16 protein-coding genes are annotated in these 15914 nt (G+C 68.3%); 8 read left to right on the top strand and 8 right to left on the bottom strand.

Going from position 1 to position 15914, the window contains the following annotated elements:
- The first annotated feature begins 94 nt into the window (after window positions 1–94).
- Window positions 95–1567 (top strand): amino acid adenylation domain-containing protein, encoded by a 1473-nt coding sequence (locus JNUCC0626_RS23200; RefSeq protein ID WP_394621870.1) that lies wholly within the window; start codon window positions 95–97, stop codon window positions 1565–1567.
- Window positions 1568–1616: 49 nt separating this feature from the next.
- On the opposite strand, the gene JNUCC0626_RS23195 is transcribed toward JNUCC0626_RS23200, so the two are convergent.
- Window positions 1617–2657, bottom strand: a complete 1041-nt coding sequence (locus JNUCC0626_RS23195; protein WP_394621869.1) for a ketoacyl-ACP synthase III family protein — start codon at window positions 2655–2657, stop codon at window positions 1617–1619.
- Window positions 2658–2666: 9 nt separating this feature from the next.
- The gene (locus tag JNUCC0626_RS23190) at window positions 2667–2891 is read right to left on the bottom strand and encodes an acyl carrier protein (protein WP_394621868.1); all 225 of its coding nucleotides are present in this window, start codon (window positions 2889–2891) and stop codon (window positions 2667–2669) included.
- Window positions 2892–3064: 173 nt separating this feature from the next.
- On the opposite strand from JNUCC0626_RS23190, the gene JNUCC0626_RS23185 reads away from it, so the two are divergent.
- Window positions 3065–3517, top strand: a complete 453-nt coding sequence (locus JNUCC0626_RS23185) for a hypothetical protein (RefSeq protein WP_394621867.1) — start codon at window positions 3065–3067, stop codon at window positions 3515–3517.
- Window positions 3518–3576: 59 nt separating this feature from the next.
- Here JNUCC0626_RS23185 and JNUCC0626_RS23180 read toward each other — a convergent pair whose 3' ends face one another.
- Window positions 3577–4413, bottom strand: coding sequence for an NAD(P)H-binding protein (locus tag JNUCC0626_RS23180; RefSeq protein WP_394621866.1), 837 nt, complete (start codon window positions 4411–4413; stop codon window positions 3577–3579).
- A gap of 142 nt (window positions 4414–4555) precedes the next feature.
- Here JNUCC0626_RS23180 and JNUCC0626_RS23175 point away from each other — a divergent pair, with 142 nt between their 5' ends.
- Window positions 4556–5764, top strand: a complete 1209-nt coding sequence (locus tag JNUCC0626_RS23175; RefSeq protein WP_394621865.1) for a cytochrome P450 — start codon at window positions 4556–4558, stop codon at window positions 5762–5764.
- A gap of 54 nt (window positions 5765–5818) precedes the next feature.
- On the opposite strand, the gene JNUCC0626_RS23170 is transcribed toward JNUCC0626_RS23175, so the two are convergent.
- Both JNUCC0626_RS23170 and JNUCC0626_RS23165 read right to left on the bottom strand, forming a co-directional pair.
- Complete coding sequence (locus tag JNUCC0626_RS23170; protein ID WP_394621864.1) at window positions 5819–7225, bottom strand: MFS transporter; 1407 nt, start codon at window positions 7223–7225, stop codon at window positions 5819–5821.
- Window positions 7222–8346 carry an epoxide hydrolase family protein gene (locus JNUCC0626_RS23165; RefSeq protein WP_394621863.1) on the bottom strand — a complete coding sequence of 375 codons (1125 nt, stop codon included), beginning with the start codon at window positions 8344–8346 and terminating at the stop codon, window positions 7222–7224. The genes JNUCC0626_RS23170 and JNUCC0626_RS23165 overlap by 4 nt, the downstream gene beginning before the upstream one ends.
- Before the next feature lie 136 nt (window positions 8347–8482).
- Between JNUCC0626_RS23165 and JNUCC0626_RS23160 the strand changes: the two genes are divergently transcribed.
- Both JNUCC0626_RS23160 and JNUCC0626_RS23155 read left to right on the top strand, forming a co-directional pair.
- Window positions 8483–9697 carry a cytochrome P450 gene (locus tag JNUCC0626_RS23160; protein WP_394621862.1) on the top strand — a complete coding sequence of 405 codons (1215 nt, stop codon included), beginning with the start codon at window positions 8483–8485 and terminating at the stop codon, window positions 9695–9697.
- Between the two features lie 16 nt (window positions 9698–9713).
- Window positions 9714–10721, top strand: coding sequence for a zinc-binding dehydrogenase (locus tag JNUCC0626_RS23155; RefSeq protein ID WP_394621861.1), 1008 nt, complete (start codon window positions 9714–9716; stop codon window positions 10719–10721).
- 49 nt (window positions 10722–10770) lie between these two features.
- On the opposite strand, the gene JNUCC0626_RS23150 is transcribed toward JNUCC0626_RS23155, so the two are convergent.
- The gene (locus tag JNUCC0626_RS23150; protein ID WP_394621860.1) at window positions 10771–11100 is read right to left on the bottom strand and encodes a hypothetical protein; all 330 of its coding nucleotides are present in this window, start codon (window positions 11098–11100) and stop codon (window positions 10771–10773) included.
- Window positions 11101–11199: 99 nt separating this feature from the next.
- On the opposite strand from JNUCC0626_RS23150, the gene JNUCC0626_RS23145 reads away from it, so the two are divergent.
- Window positions 11200–11958 carry an SDR family NAD(P)-dependent oxidoreductase gene (locus JNUCC0626_RS23145; protein ID WP_394621859.1) on the top strand — a complete coding sequence of 253 codons (759 nt, stop codon included), beginning with the start codon at window positions 11200–11202 and terminating at the stop codon, window positions 11956–11958.
- Window positions 11959–11988: 30 nt separating this feature from the next.
- The gene (locus tag JNUCC0626_RS23140; RefSeq protein ID WP_382439675.1) at window positions 11989–13218 is read left to right on the top strand and encodes a cytochrome P450; all 1230 of its coding nucleotides are present in this window, start codon (window positions 11989–11991) and stop codon (window positions 13216–13218) included.
- A 77-nt stretch (window positions 13219–13295) separates the two neighbouring features.
- Here JNUCC0626_RS23140 and JNUCC0626_RS23135 read toward each other — a convergent pair whose 3' ends face one another.
- Both JNUCC0626_RS23135 and JNUCC0626_RS23130 read right to left on the bottom strand, forming a co-directional pair.
- Window positions 13296–14714: an alpha/beta fold hydrolase gene (locus JNUCC0626_RS23135; protein ID WP_394621858.1), complete on the bottom strand. Its 1419-nt coding sequence runs from the start codon at window positions 14712–14714 to the stop codon at window positions 13296–13298.
- 273 nt (window positions 14715–14987) lie between these two features.
- Complete coding sequence (locus tag JNUCC0626_RS23130) at window positions 14988–15428, bottom strand: DinB family protein (RefSeq protein ID WP_394621857.1); 441 nt, start codon at window positions 15426–15428, stop codon at window positions 14988–14990.
- Between the two features lie 152 nt (window positions 15429–15580).
- On the opposite strand from JNUCC0626_RS23130, the gene JNUCC0626_RS23125 reads away from it, so the two are divergent.
- Window positions 15581–15904, top strand: a complete 324-nt coding sequence (locus tag JNUCC0626_RS23125) for a 2Fe-2S iron-sulfur cluster-binding protein (protein WP_090070928.1) — start codon at window positions 15581–15583, stop codon at window positions 15902–15904.
- Window positions 15905–15914: the final 10 nt, after the last annotated feature.

Genomic DNA, 15914 nt, shown 5'->3' with positions numbered 1-15914 from the left:
CGTGCAGGTCGAACACCCCTGTAGCGCCAGTTGTGGCCCGAGGCAGGCCCGAGGTTCCTCGCCGACGATGGGGGAAAGTGAGAGGAGCTGGGGCATGTCAGCGACAGTGACCGACGCGTTCCGCTGCCGGGCGGCCAGAACGCCTGACGCCGTGGCGCTTTCCGCCGACGAGGCGACGGTGACGTACGCCGAGCTCGACCGCTGGTCGGACGCGCTGGCGGGCGAGCTCGTCGACGCCGGCGTGCGGGTCGGTGATCGGGTGGCGGTGTGCCTCGACCGGTCGCCGCAGCTCGTCGTGGCGCTGCTGGGGGTGCTCAAGGCCGGGGCGGCGTACGTGCCGATCGACCCCGAGGACCCCGAGTCGCGGGTGTCCATGATGCTCACCGACGCCGAGGTCTCCCTGGTGGTGGGGCGGTTCTTCGCCGGCTTCACCACGGTCAAGGTGCCGCCACCGGCCGCGCGGTCCACAGTGGAGCTCCCGAACATCGACCCCGACGACCTCGCGTACCTCATGTACACCTCGGGGTCCACGGGCAAGCCGAAGTCGGTGATGATCGAGCACCGCAACATCACCAACCTCGTCACCGGGCCCAACTACGTCACCGTCACGCCGGCCGACCGGATCCTGCAGCTCGCGCCCGTCGCGTTCGACGCGGCCACGTTCGAGATCTGGGGCGCGCTGCTCAACGGCGCGCGCGTCGTGCTCGCCCCGCCCGGGGTGGTGCAGGCCGAGGAACTCGGGGATCTGCTGCGCTCCAACGAGATCAGCGTGCTGTGGCTGACCGCGGCGCTGTTCCACCGGCAGATCGACGTGGACGTGGCCGCGTTCAAGGGCCTGCACACCGTCATGACCGGCGGGGACGTGGTGTCCGTGCCGCACGTCCGGCAGCTGCGCGAGTCCGTGCCGGAGCTGCAGATCATCAACGGCTACGGGCCGACCGAGACCACGACGTTCGCCACCTGCCACCGCATCGGCCGGCACGAGGACCTCGGCGGGGCCATCCCGATCGGCATGCCGTTGCAGAACGTCGACGTCGTCGTGGTCGACGCGGACGGCAATCTCACCGAGGCCGCCGGCGAACTGTGGATCGGTGGCGCCCAGGTGGCCCGCGGCTACTGGAAGCGCCAGGACCTCACCGACGAGAAGTTCGTGCGCGCGACGTGGAACGGCGAGCGCTACTACCGCACCGGTGACCAGGGCCGGAAGCGCGCGGACGGCGTCGTCGAGTTCCTCGGCCGCATCGACGACCAGTTCAAGCTGCGCGGGTTCCGGATCGAACCGGGCGAGGTGGAGAACGCGCTGACCGAACACCCGCAGGTCCGCACCGCCGCCGTCCACCTGCGCACGCACCCGAGCGGTGACCGCAGGCTCGTCGCGTGGGTCGTGAGAACGGGCGAGGACCTGGACAAGCGGGCGCTGAAGGCCCACATGCGCGCGAGCATGCCCGAGCACATGGTGCCGGCCGGGTTCGTCGTCCTCGACGAGCTGCCGATCACCAGCAACGGCAAGACCGACCGCAAGGCGCTGCCGGAACCGGACTGGAACTCGAAGTCCCTCTACATCTAGAAAGCACGAAGGCCGGGCTCGCAAGGTGAGCCCGGCCTTTCCACGCTCTTTACACCCAGGAGGGAACTTCCAGGATCTCGATCACGGCCGCGGTCCACACGTACCCCGCGCCGGACGACTGCAGGACGACCAGGTCACCGGGCTTCGGGTCGCGCTCGGCCAGCACGTGGTCGAGTCCCAGCGCGATGTCCGCGGTGCCGACCATGCTGTACTGCTTGGCCCAGTCGTAGGTGGTGGAAGCCCTGTCGACGCCCAGCAAACCGCAGATGCCGTGCGTGACGATGGTTTCCGCGAGCTGCTGGTGCAGGAAGAAGCGGGCGTCGGCGAGCTCGATCTCCGCCTCGTACAGAGCCATCTTGAGCGAGTGCCGCACCCCGCCGCCGATGCGCGCGATCATGTCGTCGAGGTCGACGTCGCCGTTCTGCAGGAAGTCCTCGACGCCGCTGTTGAGCTGCAGGGTCTTGCCGTCCGCGAACGGGCCGGTGGTCCACGGCTGGAAGCCGCGCGACATCTGCTCCAAAGTGGAGTCCGCGTGCGAGTGGATCGACCGGATGCGCGCGAAGCCGGAACGGTTCGACAGCACCAGCGCCCCCGCGCCGTCGCCGTTGACGTTCTGCTCCTCCGAGCTCCACCGGTCGATGTACGGGAGGTGGAACGCGTCGCCCGCGGTCACCAGCGCGGCGGACGCCTCGCGGTGCGACGAGATGTACGAGGCGGCGAGGTCCACCGCGGCCATCAGGCCGTTGCAGCCCTGCCTGACCTCGAACGCGGGCCCGGTGCCGCCCACGGTGTTCGCCTGCACGTAGCTCGCCGGCGTCCACAGGTCGAGTCCCTGGTGAGACAGGGAGGCGTGCACGGTCAGGCCGAAGTCCAGCGGGCTGAGCCCGGAACGTTCCACGGCCTGGATTCCGGCTTTCGCCGCCATGACGGGTCCGGTCTCACCGGGTGCGGCGACGCGCAGCTCCCGGTAGCCGTTCATGGCCTTCTTCTCTTCTGTGTACCGGCCGGCCGCGATGGCGTCGTCCACCGTCTCGACCTGCTCGGGCAGATATGTGCCCACACCGGCGATGTACAGGTCATTCCATCGCATCTCGTACTCCTAGGCTGCCTGGTCCAGGTGCTTGGCGACGGCACGCGCCGTCGGGTCCTCGTAGAAGCTGCGCAACGGGACGCGGACGCCGTACCGCTCGTGGACCTGCTTGACCAGCTTCGACGCCAGCAGCGAATGGCCTCCCAGATCGAAGAAGTGGTCTTCCGGTTCGATCCCCGGTACCCCGAGCACCTCCCCGAACAGCGCGCAGAGCTCTGTCTCCCGTTCGGTCACGGCGTCCTCCCTGTCAGCTCATGAGTAACGAAAATTTTGCGATACCCGAGTTGAGGTGAGCTTGTGCCGCAACGGAAAAACGGGAGTTCGAGCCGTTCTGAGGTTTGGGTCGAGGACGGTCGGCCACGGTTGCGCGCGTCCAGCGCTCGCACCCCGGATCAGGAGCCGCACAGATGCAGACGTTCACTCCGAAACGTTCGACCCTCTTCGCGCGCATAGGAGCGATCACAGCCGTGGTCCTGCTCGCGTTAGCCGGCACCGCGACGGCGGCCAACGCGACCTGCACACCGGTGGGCACCTGGACCGGGTACGTGACCCGCACCGACGGCGACCACCCGACCAAGCTGGTGTTCAAGGCCAACGGCAAGGTGTTCGTCACCAACGAGCAGAACACCACCACGCAGGGGACCTGGTGGTTCACCGGCGTGAACAGGTTCCACTTCAAGTTCCGCGGCGAGAAGGTCTACGACGAGAACGGCGCCTACTTCGCCTACGTCGACTTCGACCAGGACGCCGTCCAAAGTGGACCGAGCAACTTCACCAGCTCCGGCCCGTCCACGTTCTTCCTCGCGGACGGCACGAACCTGGGCACCTCGAACATCACCTTCACGATGTCGAAGGTCTAGCACGAGCCTGCCGGAGCCGGGACGGGTCCGCCGCCCTCATCCCGGCTCCGGCACCCGCGTCACACAAGGAACGACGCGTGCTCTTCCACCCACTGGCGGAAGGTGCGGGCCGGCTTGCCGGTGATCCGCTCGGCCGTGGCGCTGGTGTCCGCGACGACGCCGACCGCGGCCTCCCACTGGTTCAGCAGCGACGTGAGCACGGGCGGCGGCACGAAGTTGCTCATCTGCGCCTCACCCTCCTCGCGGGTCAGGCCGTTGATCACGAGCTCGCGGCCGAGCACCTCGCCGACGATCTCGAGCTCACGGCGGAACGTCAGCGACTCCGGCCCGGTGAGGTCGACGATCTCGTCCTGGAGCTTCTTCTCCGTCAACGCGACCACGGCCACGTCAGCGATGTCATCTTCGTGCACGGGAGCGACCTGGGCCTCGGGGAACACCTGGTCGATCGTGTCGCCCTGCTGCAGCGAGTAGCTCCAGCCGAACGCGTTGCTCATGAAAGCCCCGGGCCGCAGGATCGTGTAGGTCAGGCCGGAGCCGATCACGGCCTCCTCCACGACCACGTGGTGGTGCGCCAGCGGGTCCTGGTCCGCACCCGGCAGGCCGACGGTGTTGGACGACAGCAGCACGACCTGCTCGACGCCCGCCTTCTCGGCCTCGTCGAGGAACTTCACGATGCCGTCCGGCTCCGCGTAGAGCAGGACCTTGGAGACACCGGCGAGGGCCGCGACGAACGTCTCCGGGTCGTTCAGGTCGAGAGCGACGGTTTCGACGCCCTCGGGAACTTCGAGTTCCGCGGGATTTCGGCCGGACGCGCGGAGGCTGTGACCCGCCGCGTAGAGCCGCTGAAGCACGCGACGGCCGACGTTGCCGCGCGCCCCGGTGACGAGGATGGTCATGTGGATCTCCCGAATTGGGGGTTTTCGGCTGGATGGCCGATCACGCTCAGCGTTCACCCGGTCACTCGAACGGCACTAGATCGGGCTTCAGGCCACCCCTCCTAACGTGCGGAAACATCCCCATGAGCGTGAGGAGCGCACGGTGGTTTCCTTTCCCGTTCCCGGATCCAGCTACCGCGGTCCGGCGCCGGAGTTCGCCGGGTTCCGCGCGTCGAGTCCTGTCGTGCGACTGCCCGCGAACGGCGGCGGTCACTGCTGGATCGCGACCACGCAGGACTCGGTCCGCGTCGTGCTCGACGACGTGCGGTTTTCCCGTGCGGCGTCCTACGAACCGACGGCACCGACCTTCCCCGGACTGTTCCAGGCGCCGCCCGGCATGATCATCTCGCTCGACCCGCCCGCCCACACCCGGCTGCGCGACCTGGTGTCGCAGGCGTTCTCGATGGACCGGATCGAGTCCATGCGACCGAGAATCCAGCGGCTGGTGACAGAGTTGCTGGACCGGGCGGACGAGAAAGCGCTGGAAGGGCCCGTCGACCTGCTCGGCGAGTTCACGTTCCCCCTGGCGATCATCGCGATCAGCGACCTGTTGGGTGTGCCCGCCGGCGACCGCGACACGTTCGCCCAGCTGATCCGCGAGTTCGCTGCCGTCGACGCGCCGGAGGTCGCGGCCGCGGCGGGGGAGCGGCTCGGCGAGTTCATGGCAGGGCTGGTGTTCGCGAAGACCGCCGCTCCTGGTGACGACGTGCTGTCGGCGTTGATCGAGGCGCGGATCGGCGACGACAAGCTGGATGTCGGCGAACTCATCGGCCTCGGCTACACGTTGCTGGGCGCGGGCGGCGACTCCACTGCGTGCCACCTGGCGAGCTCGGTCCTGACGTTGCTCGGGCAGCACCGCGACGTGTGGGTGCGGCTCGGCGAACGGCCTGAGGAGGTGCCGGCCGCGGTCGAGGAGCTGCTGCGGTGGATCACGTTGTCCACCAACGACACCACCGGCCTGCCGCGGATCGCGACCGAGGACGTGACGCTGTTCGGCGTGACGATCCCCAAGGGCGACGCGGTGTTCGTGTCGACGAACTCGGCCAGCCGCGACGAGACGTTGTTCACCAACCCCGACGCGCTCGACTTCGCGCGCACCGACAACGCGCACCTGGCGTTCGGGTACGGCATCCACCGCTGCCTCGGCGCCCCGCTCGCCCGCATCGAGCTGGTCAGCGCGTTCGAGGAACTCACCCGGCGCTTCCCGGCCGCCCGGCTCGCCGTCGCCGAGGAAGACCTCGAATGGCAGCGGGTCGACCTGAACCACCGGCTCGTCGCCCTGCCGGTGGACCTGCACGGCAAGGGCTTTTGAGAGAACGAGAAACGGCCCCTCGGCGAGTCCGAGGGGCCGTTTCCGTTGTCGTGCCTACTTCTTGCGGGGAACGGCGAGGGCCGCGATCGCGCCGCAGAGGGTGAAGGCGGCGGCACCGAACAACGCGAGCCCGAACCCGGAACCGAGCGAGTGCCGCAGCGGTTCTCCCTGCTCCAGCAACGAGTCCGCGCGCGCCGACGACATCGTCGCCAGCACGACCAGGCCGATCGCGCTGCCCATCTGGCGGATGGTGTTGAGCAGACCCGACGCGAGACCGGCCTGCTCGCGCGGCACCCCGGAGGTGGCGGCGTTCGTGGTCGCGTTCAGCACCGCGCCCATGCCGAGACCCAGCAATGTGGTCGGCACCAGGATCGTGCCGAGGAACGTCGACGTCTCGTCCGCTGTGGACACCCACAACAACCCGACGGTCGCGGTGAGCAGACCGGTGATGAGCACCGGCCGCGGCCCGATCTTCGGCACGATCCGCGAGACACCGAACCCGCCGAGCGCGATGCCGATCGACAACGGCAGGTAGCCGAGCCCGGTGGCCAGAGCACTGAGCCCCATCACCTGCTGCAGCACCAGGGTCAGGAAGTAGAAGGTGCTGAACAAGGCGGCGATCGCGAAGAACGCCACGATGTTCGTCGCGGTCACCTGGCGGTTGCGGAAGATCCCGAGCGGCATCAGCGGGTGGTCCGAGACCGTCTGCTGGCGCAGGAACAACGCGAACAGCACCAACGACAGCACCAGCGATCCGGCGACCTGCCAGGAACCCCAGCCCAGCTCGTGCGACTGCGCGATGCCGTAGACCAGGGCCATCAGGCCGATCGTCACGGTGATCGCGCCCGGCACGTCGAGGCTCTTGCGGCCGCCGCCACTCGCCGTCTCCGGCACGGCGCCGCGGATCATGGACACCAGCGCGATGCCGAGCGGCACGTTGATCAGCAGCACCCAGCGCCAGCCGAGCGACTCGGTGACGATGCCGCCGAGCAGCACGCCGACCGCGCCACCCGTGCCAGAAACCGCGCTCCACCAGCCGAACGCCTTCGCGCGGGCGTTCGGGTCGGTGAACGTCGTGCCGAGCACGGTCAGTGACGCCGGTGCCATCACGGCCGCGCCCAGGCCCTGGAACCCGCGGGCCGCGATCAGGGTGCCGGGCGAGGTCGCCATGCCACCGACCGCGCTCGCGACCGTGAACAGCGCCGCGCCGAACAGGAACACCCGGCGCTGCCCGAAGAGGTCCGCGAGCCGGCCGCCCAGCAGCAGGAAGCCGCACACCGCGATCGTGTACGCGCTGTTGACCCACTGCAGGTCGTGCCGTTCGAAGCCGAGGTCCTCGAAGATCGACGGCAGCGCGACGTTCATGACAGACGCGTCGAGCACGTTCATGAACTGCGCCAGGCAGCACACGACGAGCACCATGCCGAGCTTGGTGCCGGGCTTGCCCAGCGTGGCCGTCATGAGCGCACCAGCCGGAAGAACGTCCGCAGCTCCTCGACGAGCACCACCGGGTTCTCCAACGCCGGGAAGTGGCCGCCGGACGGCATTTCCTTCCAGTACCGCAGGTCGGTGAACCGGTGTTCGGCCCACGCCTTGGGCATCCGCGCGTCCGCCGGGAACACCGAGAACCCCGTCGGCACGCCGACCTGGGTCAGCGGCGACTTGTTGTAGCTCTCCCAGTACAGCCGGCCCGACGACGCGGCGGTGGCGGTGAACCAGCACACCGAGACCATGTCGAGGATGCGGTCGCGGGAGATGATCTTCTCCGCGTCACCGTCGTGATCGCTCCACGACCAGTACTTCTCGCCCGCCCAGCCGAGCTGGCCGATGGGGGAGTCGGTGAGGCCGTAGGCGAGCGACTGCGGCTTGGTGTTCATCACCGCCGCGTACGCGGACTCCTTGGCGGCGAACTCCTTCAACGCGCCGAGACCTTCGTAGTCCCGTTGGGTCAGCTGGACTTCCGCCTCGGGCGCGGACGCGAACGGCATGACGAGGTGGATCGCCTCGACGTGCTCCGGCGCGATGTGGCCGAGGATGCCCGTGATGAACGAACCCCAGTCGTTGCCGTGCGCGTAGAACTTGTCGTAGCCGACGCGCCCCATCAACGTGACGAACGATGCCGCGATCTTCTCGAGCGTCCAGCCGGTTCCGGTCGGCTTGTCGCTGAAACCGTAGCCGGGCAACGAGGGCGCGACGACGTGGAACGCGTCGGCCGGGTCCGGCGGGTTCGTCAGCGGCTCGATCACGTCGAGGAACTCGGCCACGGAACCGGGCCAGCCGTGCGTCAGCAGCAACGGCTTCGCGTTCGCGTGCGGGGAACGAGCGTGCAGGAAGTGGATTCCGACACCGTCGATCTCGGTCTTGAACTGGGGGATGGCGTTCAGCCGGGCCTCCGTGGCACGCCAGTCGTAGACGTTGGCCCAGTACTCGGCCAGTTCCTTGGCATAGGCCAGGGGCATGCCCTGCGACCAGTCGTCCACGGTCTCCGCGTCCGGCCATCTGGTCGCTGCCAGCCGCCGGGTGAGGTCCGCCAGTTCGGAGTCGGGAACCTCGACCCGGAACGGCACGAGTGCAGTGTCCATGGCGCGAAGGTAGGTACGGGGGCTCGACTCCCGGTCGACATTCAGGTTTCGAGCCGCTTTCGAGGTGCGCGTAGCAAGGTTCGGCGCGAGGCCAGGCCGAATTCCCTCGTCACGAGGAATCCACCGGAGGTGTCCCGTGCTGCCCCTTGAACTGGACGAGGAGTTCCCGTTCAGCGGTTCCTCCTACCGCGGCCCGGACCCCAAGTACGACACACTGCGCGCCGAATGCCCCGTTGCCAAGGTGCGCACCAATTCCGGCACGCCGACCTGGGTGATCACCAAGTACGAGGACGTCCGCGCCGGGCTCGCCGACTCCAGGCTGAGCCGCGCGTTGACGTGCGCCGAGGGTGCTCCCCAGGTCGGCGGCGCCATGACCACCACGCCCGAGATGATCATCTCGCTGGACGGCTCGGAGCACTCGCGGCTGCGCAAGCTCGTGATGGGCGCCTTCACCGTCCGCAAGGTCGAGGCGATGCGCGCGGGCGTGCAGAAGGTGTGCGACGAGCTGCTCGACACCATGATGGTGACGGGCGGGCCGGTCAACCTCGTCGAGGCGCTGTGCGTTCCGCTGCCGTTGACGATCATCGGCGATCTGCTCGGCGTGCCGACGGAGGACCTGAAGATCTTCGAGACGGACGCGCGGGCGTTCGCCACGTTCGACGAGAACGACCCCGAGGCGCCGATGAGGGCGTTCGGCAGGCTCGCCGGGTACGTGATGGGCCTGATCGCGCAGAAGCGCGCGAACCCCGGCCAGGACATGCTGTCCGACCTGATCTCCGCGCGGGACAACGACGACAAGCTGAGCGAGCAGGAGCTGGTGACGTTCGCGTTCACCCTCATCGGCGCCGGCTTCGACACCGCCGCGAACCAGATCTCCAACTCGGTGCTCGCGTTGCTGCACGACCACCCCGACACGTGGAAGCGCCTGGTCGCCGACTCGACGCTGATCCCCGCGGCCGTCGAGGAGTTGCTGCGGCACGTGAACCTCTTCGCCACCGACACCACCGGGTTCCACCGGATCGCGTCCGAGGACCTGGAGCTCGGCGGTCAGCAGATCGCCAAGGGTGACGCGGTGTTCTTCGTGCTGTCGTCGGCGAACCGCGACGAGGCCGTCTTCGAGAACGCTCAGCAGCTCGACATCGACCGCGCCTCGAACCCGCACATCGCGTTCGGGCACGGCGTGCACTACTGCCTCGGCAAGCAGCTGGGGCGCATGGAGATGGCGATCGCCATCGAAGGTCTGACCCGCCGCTTCCCGGACCTCCGCCTCGCCGTGCCGTACGAGGACCTGAAGTGGCATCAGGGCGAAATCAACCACTCACTTGTCACCTTCCCCGTCACCTGGGGATAGAGATAGAAGGAGAGCCATGAGCATCCCCGAGAAGCAGTGGGAGGTCAGGCTCGCCAAGCACGTCGAGGACGACCTGACCCTCGAGCACTTCGACGTCGTCGAGGTGGCCGTCCCCGAGATCGGTGACGGTGAGGTGTTGGTGCGCGTCGACTACGTGTCGGTGGCCGCCGCCTTCAAGGAGTTCATGAGGTCCGACTGCCAGATCCCCGGTGTGCCGCCGTGGAAGGTCGGCGAGCCCGCCGGTGCCGGCGGTGTGGGCACCGTGGTCAAGTCGAACAGCCCGGACCTCGCCGTCGGCGACCTGGTGCAGTCGTTCGGGCCGTGGCAGGAGTACTGGGCAGGGCCCGCGCAGCAGTTCATCAAGCAGAACCCGCACTACGTGCCGTCGCCGGTGTACTTCCTGTCGCAGGGGCCGACGGCCTACTACGGCATGGCGACGATCGCGCAGGCGGGCGAGGGTGACGTCGTGTTCGTCACCGGTGCCGCCGGTGGCGTGGGGTCGCTGGCCGGGCAGATCGCCAAGGCCCGTGGCGCCAAGGTGATCGGGTCGGCCGGCAGCCAGGCCAAGGTCGACTGGCTGGTGAACGAGCTCGGCTTCGACGCCGCGTTCAACTACAAGGACGGCCCGGTGGCCGACCGGCTGCGCGAGCTCGCTCCGGACGGCATCAGCGTGTTCTTCGACAACGTCGGCGGCGAGCAGTTCGAGGCGGCGATCCAGGCCGCGCGTCCGCACGCCCGGTTCGCGCTGTGCGGTGCGCTCGCCAACCAGAACGACGGCGACGAGCACCCGCGGATCGACCTGATGACGGCGATCACCAAGCACCTGGAGATCCGGCCGTTCGCCTGCTACCACCTGCCGGAGCAGATCCAGGACTGGGTCGTCCACTTCGGACAGTGGTTGCAGGAGGGCAAGTTCGTCTTCCCGCACACGATCGTCGAGGGCGGGGTCAAGTTCGCGCCGCAGGCGTTGCTGTCGTTGCTGTCGGGCTCGTACACCGGCAACGTGACGGTCAAGTTCTCCTGACGCGCGTGCTGTAGAAGGGGGCGCCTTCGCTGGCGCCCCCTTCGAGGTCTCACCCGAGCCGCTGGGCCACGATGCTGATCGTCGCCTCGCGCGCTGTGGTGCCGTTCTCCAGGCGCACCACGGCTTTGCCGTTGCTGACGAACTCGTCGCCGCGCAGCACCGCGTCCTGCTCGATCTCGATCGTGCCCGGCGCCTCGGTGAGTTCCTCGTCGATCCGGTAGCTGAACGTGTCGGGCCCCGTCTGGGTCCACGTCCCGGCTCCTCTTCCGCCCACGACCAGCAGCGCTGTGCCGTCGCGGGCGAACTCGAACTCGCTCTCCGTGGCCCCGCCGGGTCTGCCGACCCGTGCGCGCCACCTGCCCACCGCGAGAATTCCCATGCCCTCCAGGGTTTCCGTCCGACCTAGACCTGGACTCAAGGTTCAACCAGCAGGGTGGACGGTGACTGCACTGCCGAGTGGAAAGAAGCTGGAGGCGTCATGTCGGACGCACCATTTGCCGGACAGCAGGTCGTCGTGACGGGTGGGGGAACCGGCATCGGCCGCGCGGCGGCGCTGGCGTTCGCCGACCTCGGCGCCGCGAACGTGATCATCACCGGCCGCCGGGAGACCCGCCTCACCGAGGTCGTCGCCCTGCACCCCGCGATCACCGCCGTCGTCGCCGACGTGACGACCGACGAGGGCGCGCAGAAGGTCGCCGACGCCGTGAAGCTGGGCGGCGGCAAGGTGGACGTGCTCGTGCACAACGCAGGGATCTTCCGCTTCACGCCGGTCGCGGGCTTCGACCTCGCGACCGCGCGGGACGTGCTGGAGACCAACCTGGTCGGCCCGCTGGTGCTGACCGCCAAACTGCTGCCGCAACTGACTTCGCCCGGCGGCAGCATCGTGTTCGTCTCCAGCAACGCCGGGCACATCGCCGTGCCCGGTGGTGGCGTGTACGGCGCCAGCAAGGCCGCCGTGGACAGCCTGGTCCGCAGCTGGGCCCTCGAACTCGCACCGCAGGGCATCCGCGTGAACGCGGTCGCGCCCGCCGCGGTGCGCACGGAGGTCTACTCGGCCAACGGTTTGAGCCCCGAGGAGGTCGAGGGCTACTTCGGCTTCCAGGCCTCGCAGACGCCTCTCGGGCGCACCGGTGAGGTCGACGACGTCGTTCCGTGGATCACCCGCTTCGCGGAGCCGGCGAGCTCGTGGGTGACCGGGCAGGTCATCACGCTCGATGGCGGCGCTGACCTGGCGTGAGCCAACCTTTCGACTAGGAGGAAGACCCAGATGACCAGCACCGCCGAGCCGGGTGTGGACACGTTCCCCTACAAGCGCACGTGCCCGTTCACCCCGCCTGCGCAGTACACGCAGATGGCCGAGGAGGACGTCGTCGAGGTGACGCTGACCGGGTCCGGTCTGCGGATCTGGACGATCAGCGGCTACCACACCATCAAGCAGCTGCTGACCGACCCGCGGATCAGCGCGTCGCGCAAGCACGACAACTTCCCGTTCTACTTCATCGCGCCGCCGGAGTTCCGCACCGAGACGTCGTTCATCGGCTACGACAACCCGGAGCACACCAAGACCCGGCGCAAGGCCGCGGTGACGTTCACCAACCGCCAGGTGAAGCGGCTGCGCGGGCGCATCCAGGAGATCGTCGACGAGTACATCGACAAGATCCTGACGATGACGCCGCCGATCGACTTCCACCGCGAGTTCTCGCTGGCCGTCCCGATGACCGTCATCTGCGAGCTGCTGGGCATCCCGCAGGACGAGCACGACTTCTTCATCGAGCACGGCACGTGTCTGCTGGGTGGTCACTCGACGCCGGAGCAGCGCCAGGCCGCGATCGTCGAGGTGAACGCCTATGTCGACAAGCTGATCACGTTGAAGGAGAAGGAGCCGGGCGAGGACCTGCTCTCGCGCGCGATGGCCGAGTACGCGGCCTCGGGCGAGGAGTACACCCGCCGCGACCTGTTCAACATGATCCGGTTGCTGATGAACGGCGGTCACGAGACCACCGCGTCGATGCTTTCCCTTGGCACGGCGGCGTTGCTGGAGCACCCGGACCAGTTGAAGCTGCTGCTGGACGACCCCGAGGGCATGATCGAGCCGGCCGTCGAGGAGCTGGTGCGTCTCGCGACCATCGGTGACACGGCCATCCCGCGGGTGGCTCTGGAGGACATCGAGATTGCCGGCAAGACGATCAAGGCCGGCGACGGCATCCTGTGCCTCGGTCTGAACGGCAACCGCGACCCGGAGATCTTCCCGGAGCCGGAGAAGCTGATCCTGGAGCGCGGCACCCGCAAGCACCTCGGGTTCGGGCACGGGTTGCACCACTGCATCGGTGCCGACCTCGCCCGGCTGGAGATGCAGCTGGTGTGGTCGACGCTGTTCCAGCGGATTCCTTCGCTGCGGCTGGCCAAGCCGTTCCTGGAGATCCCGCGCAAGGAAGGCGCCGTGATCTACGGCCTGTGGGAGCTGCCGGTCACGTGGGACATCCCCGCGGAGGACTGAGTTCCCCCGACGCGAAAGGGGCCCCGCACCTTCTCGGTGCGGGGCCCTTCGGTGTTTCCTGGTCCCTTTCGGGGTTCCTAGTCCTTCGGGATGTCCGGGCGCTTGACGTGGCCGGGAACCCTGGTGTGCTTGGACTCCGGCAGCACGCCGTCGACGAGGTAGTCGTCGACCAGCGCGTCGAGGACCTCGTTGCCCGCCAACCCGTACACCTCGTGGTCGCCGGAGTCCTCGATGAGGACCAGCGGGTGGTCCAGCAGCGCGGCGAGCTCGATGCCGCCCTCGACGCGGTCCATGGGGTCGCCGTCCGCCTGCACGACGAGGCCCTTGGGGTAGCCGGGCTGGGCGAGCTTCGTCGGCGGCTCCAGGCTCTCGAACGTCCGGAACGCCCCGACCCACGGCTGGGCCCTCAGCACGCCGTACCCGTACGGGTGCTCGGCCCGGTGCTTGCGCACGTCGGCGTAGTAGACCTCCAGGTCCTGCGGCCAGTAGGTCTCCAGCGTGATGGCCTCCAGCACGCCGACCCGCAGATCACCCTCGGAGTCCTGCGGCCGCCACGTGGCCTGCCCGACGATCAGCGACCGCGCCTTGTCGTAGTTGGCGTCCTGCAGGGTGGTCCTGAGGTCGCCGATGAGGTACCCCAGCGAGTCCCACTGCCCGCGGTCGGTCGACCTCGTGCCGACCGCGCCGTCCAGCAGCGTGCGGAGCTGGACCTGGTCGCCCTCGTCGAGCTTCGCGACCACGGCCTCGATCTCGTCGATGACGGCCTGGCGGGTGTTGCCGAGGTGGAAGTGCCCGTCGCGCTCGGCCGTCCAGTCCGCCCACAGCGCGACGTTGCGGTACACCGCCTCGGCCTGCGTGACGAACTGCTCGCGCCATGTCCACTGTGGATTGATGCACGAGTCGAGCACCGTGCGGTCGAGGCGCTCCGGGAACATCGTCCCGTAGACCGCGCCGACGTACGTGCCGTACGCGTACCCGACGAACGAGATCTTCTGCTCGTTCAACACGACCCGGATCAGGTCCATGTCGCGCGCGGTGTTGCGGGTCGTGATGTGCTTGCGCAGCTCGCCGCCGGCCTTCTCACACCCCAGCTCGCGCAACCGCATGTCCTCGGCCAGCTGCGCGAACAACGAGTCCGGCGGCCGCGAGTCGAACGGCGCCTTGGGAATCGTCACCTCGCTGTAGAGCTTGGTGGACTCGCCGTACCCGCGCGGGTCGAACCCGATGAGGTCGTAGGCCGTCCGCACCCGCTTGCCGAGGCGCTTGATCAGCCCGAGCCCGTCGCCACCATCGCCACCGGGACCGCCGTTGACGGCCAGCAACACCCCGCGGCGCTTGGCCGGGTCGGTCGCCTTCAGCCGGGCGATCGCGATGGTGAGCTTGGGACCGTCCGGGTCGGAGTAGTCGCGTGGCACGACGACGGTCGCGCGTTCAAGGCCGTCCTCGAACGGCGGTGACCAGTTCACCTGCTGGTCGTAGAACTCCTTGAGGGGCACGGTGGAACCTCCGCGTGTGGGTGTACGCCGACACCGCAGAGTCGCAACAGCTGCTCGAATGCCAGCGGAGCAGCGGGGCAGGTGCCGGGTTTGTGCCGTCGTGCCCACCTCCACCAGATGCTCGTGTGCCGTGCCCCGTCCGCGCCTTCCTTATGCGGCGAGGAAGATGACCATGTTTTCCGGACATCTAACAGAGGGCGTCAGGCGAGAAACAGGACGAGGATCACCTGTTCGAGTGATGTGGCCGGCGTGGTGGCGGGCGGTTGTGGCACGTCAGCGGCCGGTCGCGCCGTCGATCAGCTCCCTGACGATGTCCGCGTGCCCGGCGTGCCGGCCGGTCTCCTCGATCATGTGCGCCAGCCGCCACCGGACATCCTCCACAGCACTCCCGTCGAGCACCTCGTCGGACCGCGCGACCGCCTCCCGGTAGCCCGCCACCACGTCCGCGACGCTGTCTCCGTCGGGTACGTGGAACGTCGCCTTCCAGCTGCGCGGCTTCACCCCGAGGAACGTCGCCCGCTCCACGAAAGTCAGGTGCCGCACCAACCCCAGCAGGTTCGTCCCGGACGGCACCATCGCGGTCCGCACAGCGGGTTCCGCAACACCGTCCACCTTCGCGATCACGGCTGAGCGCAGGTAGTCGAGGAACCCGCGCAGCACCTCGGTCTCGGTCTCACCGGTCTTGGGCGGCGGCTGGTCTCGTTTCCTGGGCATGGCTCGATCCTCGGTCGCACCGCGCCCGAACGCACGCGGTCTTGCCGGAACGGCAAGGGCGGAAACGCTCAAGGTGGTCTCCACCACGTGCAAAGCGAAGACGTTCAAGGTGACAAACGTCCGGCGAGCCGCAGATCCGTGGGAGAACTGCCATGCCAAAGATCACTTACGTAGCGCACGACGGTGTCGAGACCGTCGTCGACGTTGCCCAGAACGACACCGTGATGCGCGGCGCGGTTCTCAACGGCATCAAGGGAATCGTCGCGCAGTGCGGCGGCGGGGCGTCGTGCGGGACCTGCCACGTGTACGTGGACCCCGAGAACACCAAGCCGCTGTCCCAGATGCACCAGGTCGAGGACGAGCTCCTCTACTTCACGGCCTGCGAGCGCAAGGAGAACAGCCGGCTGAGCTGCCAGATCCCCGTGACCGAGGAGCAGGACGGGCTCGTCGTGCACATGCCAGAGAAGCAACTCTGAGGGAGAGAAG

Source organism: Lentzea sp. JNUCC 0626, from assembly GCF_043632865.1.
GTDB lineage: Bacteria > Actinomycetota > Actinomycetes > Mycobacteriales > Pseudonocardiaceae > Lentzea.
This window is presented reverse-complemented; position numbering and strand designations above follow the sequence as displayed.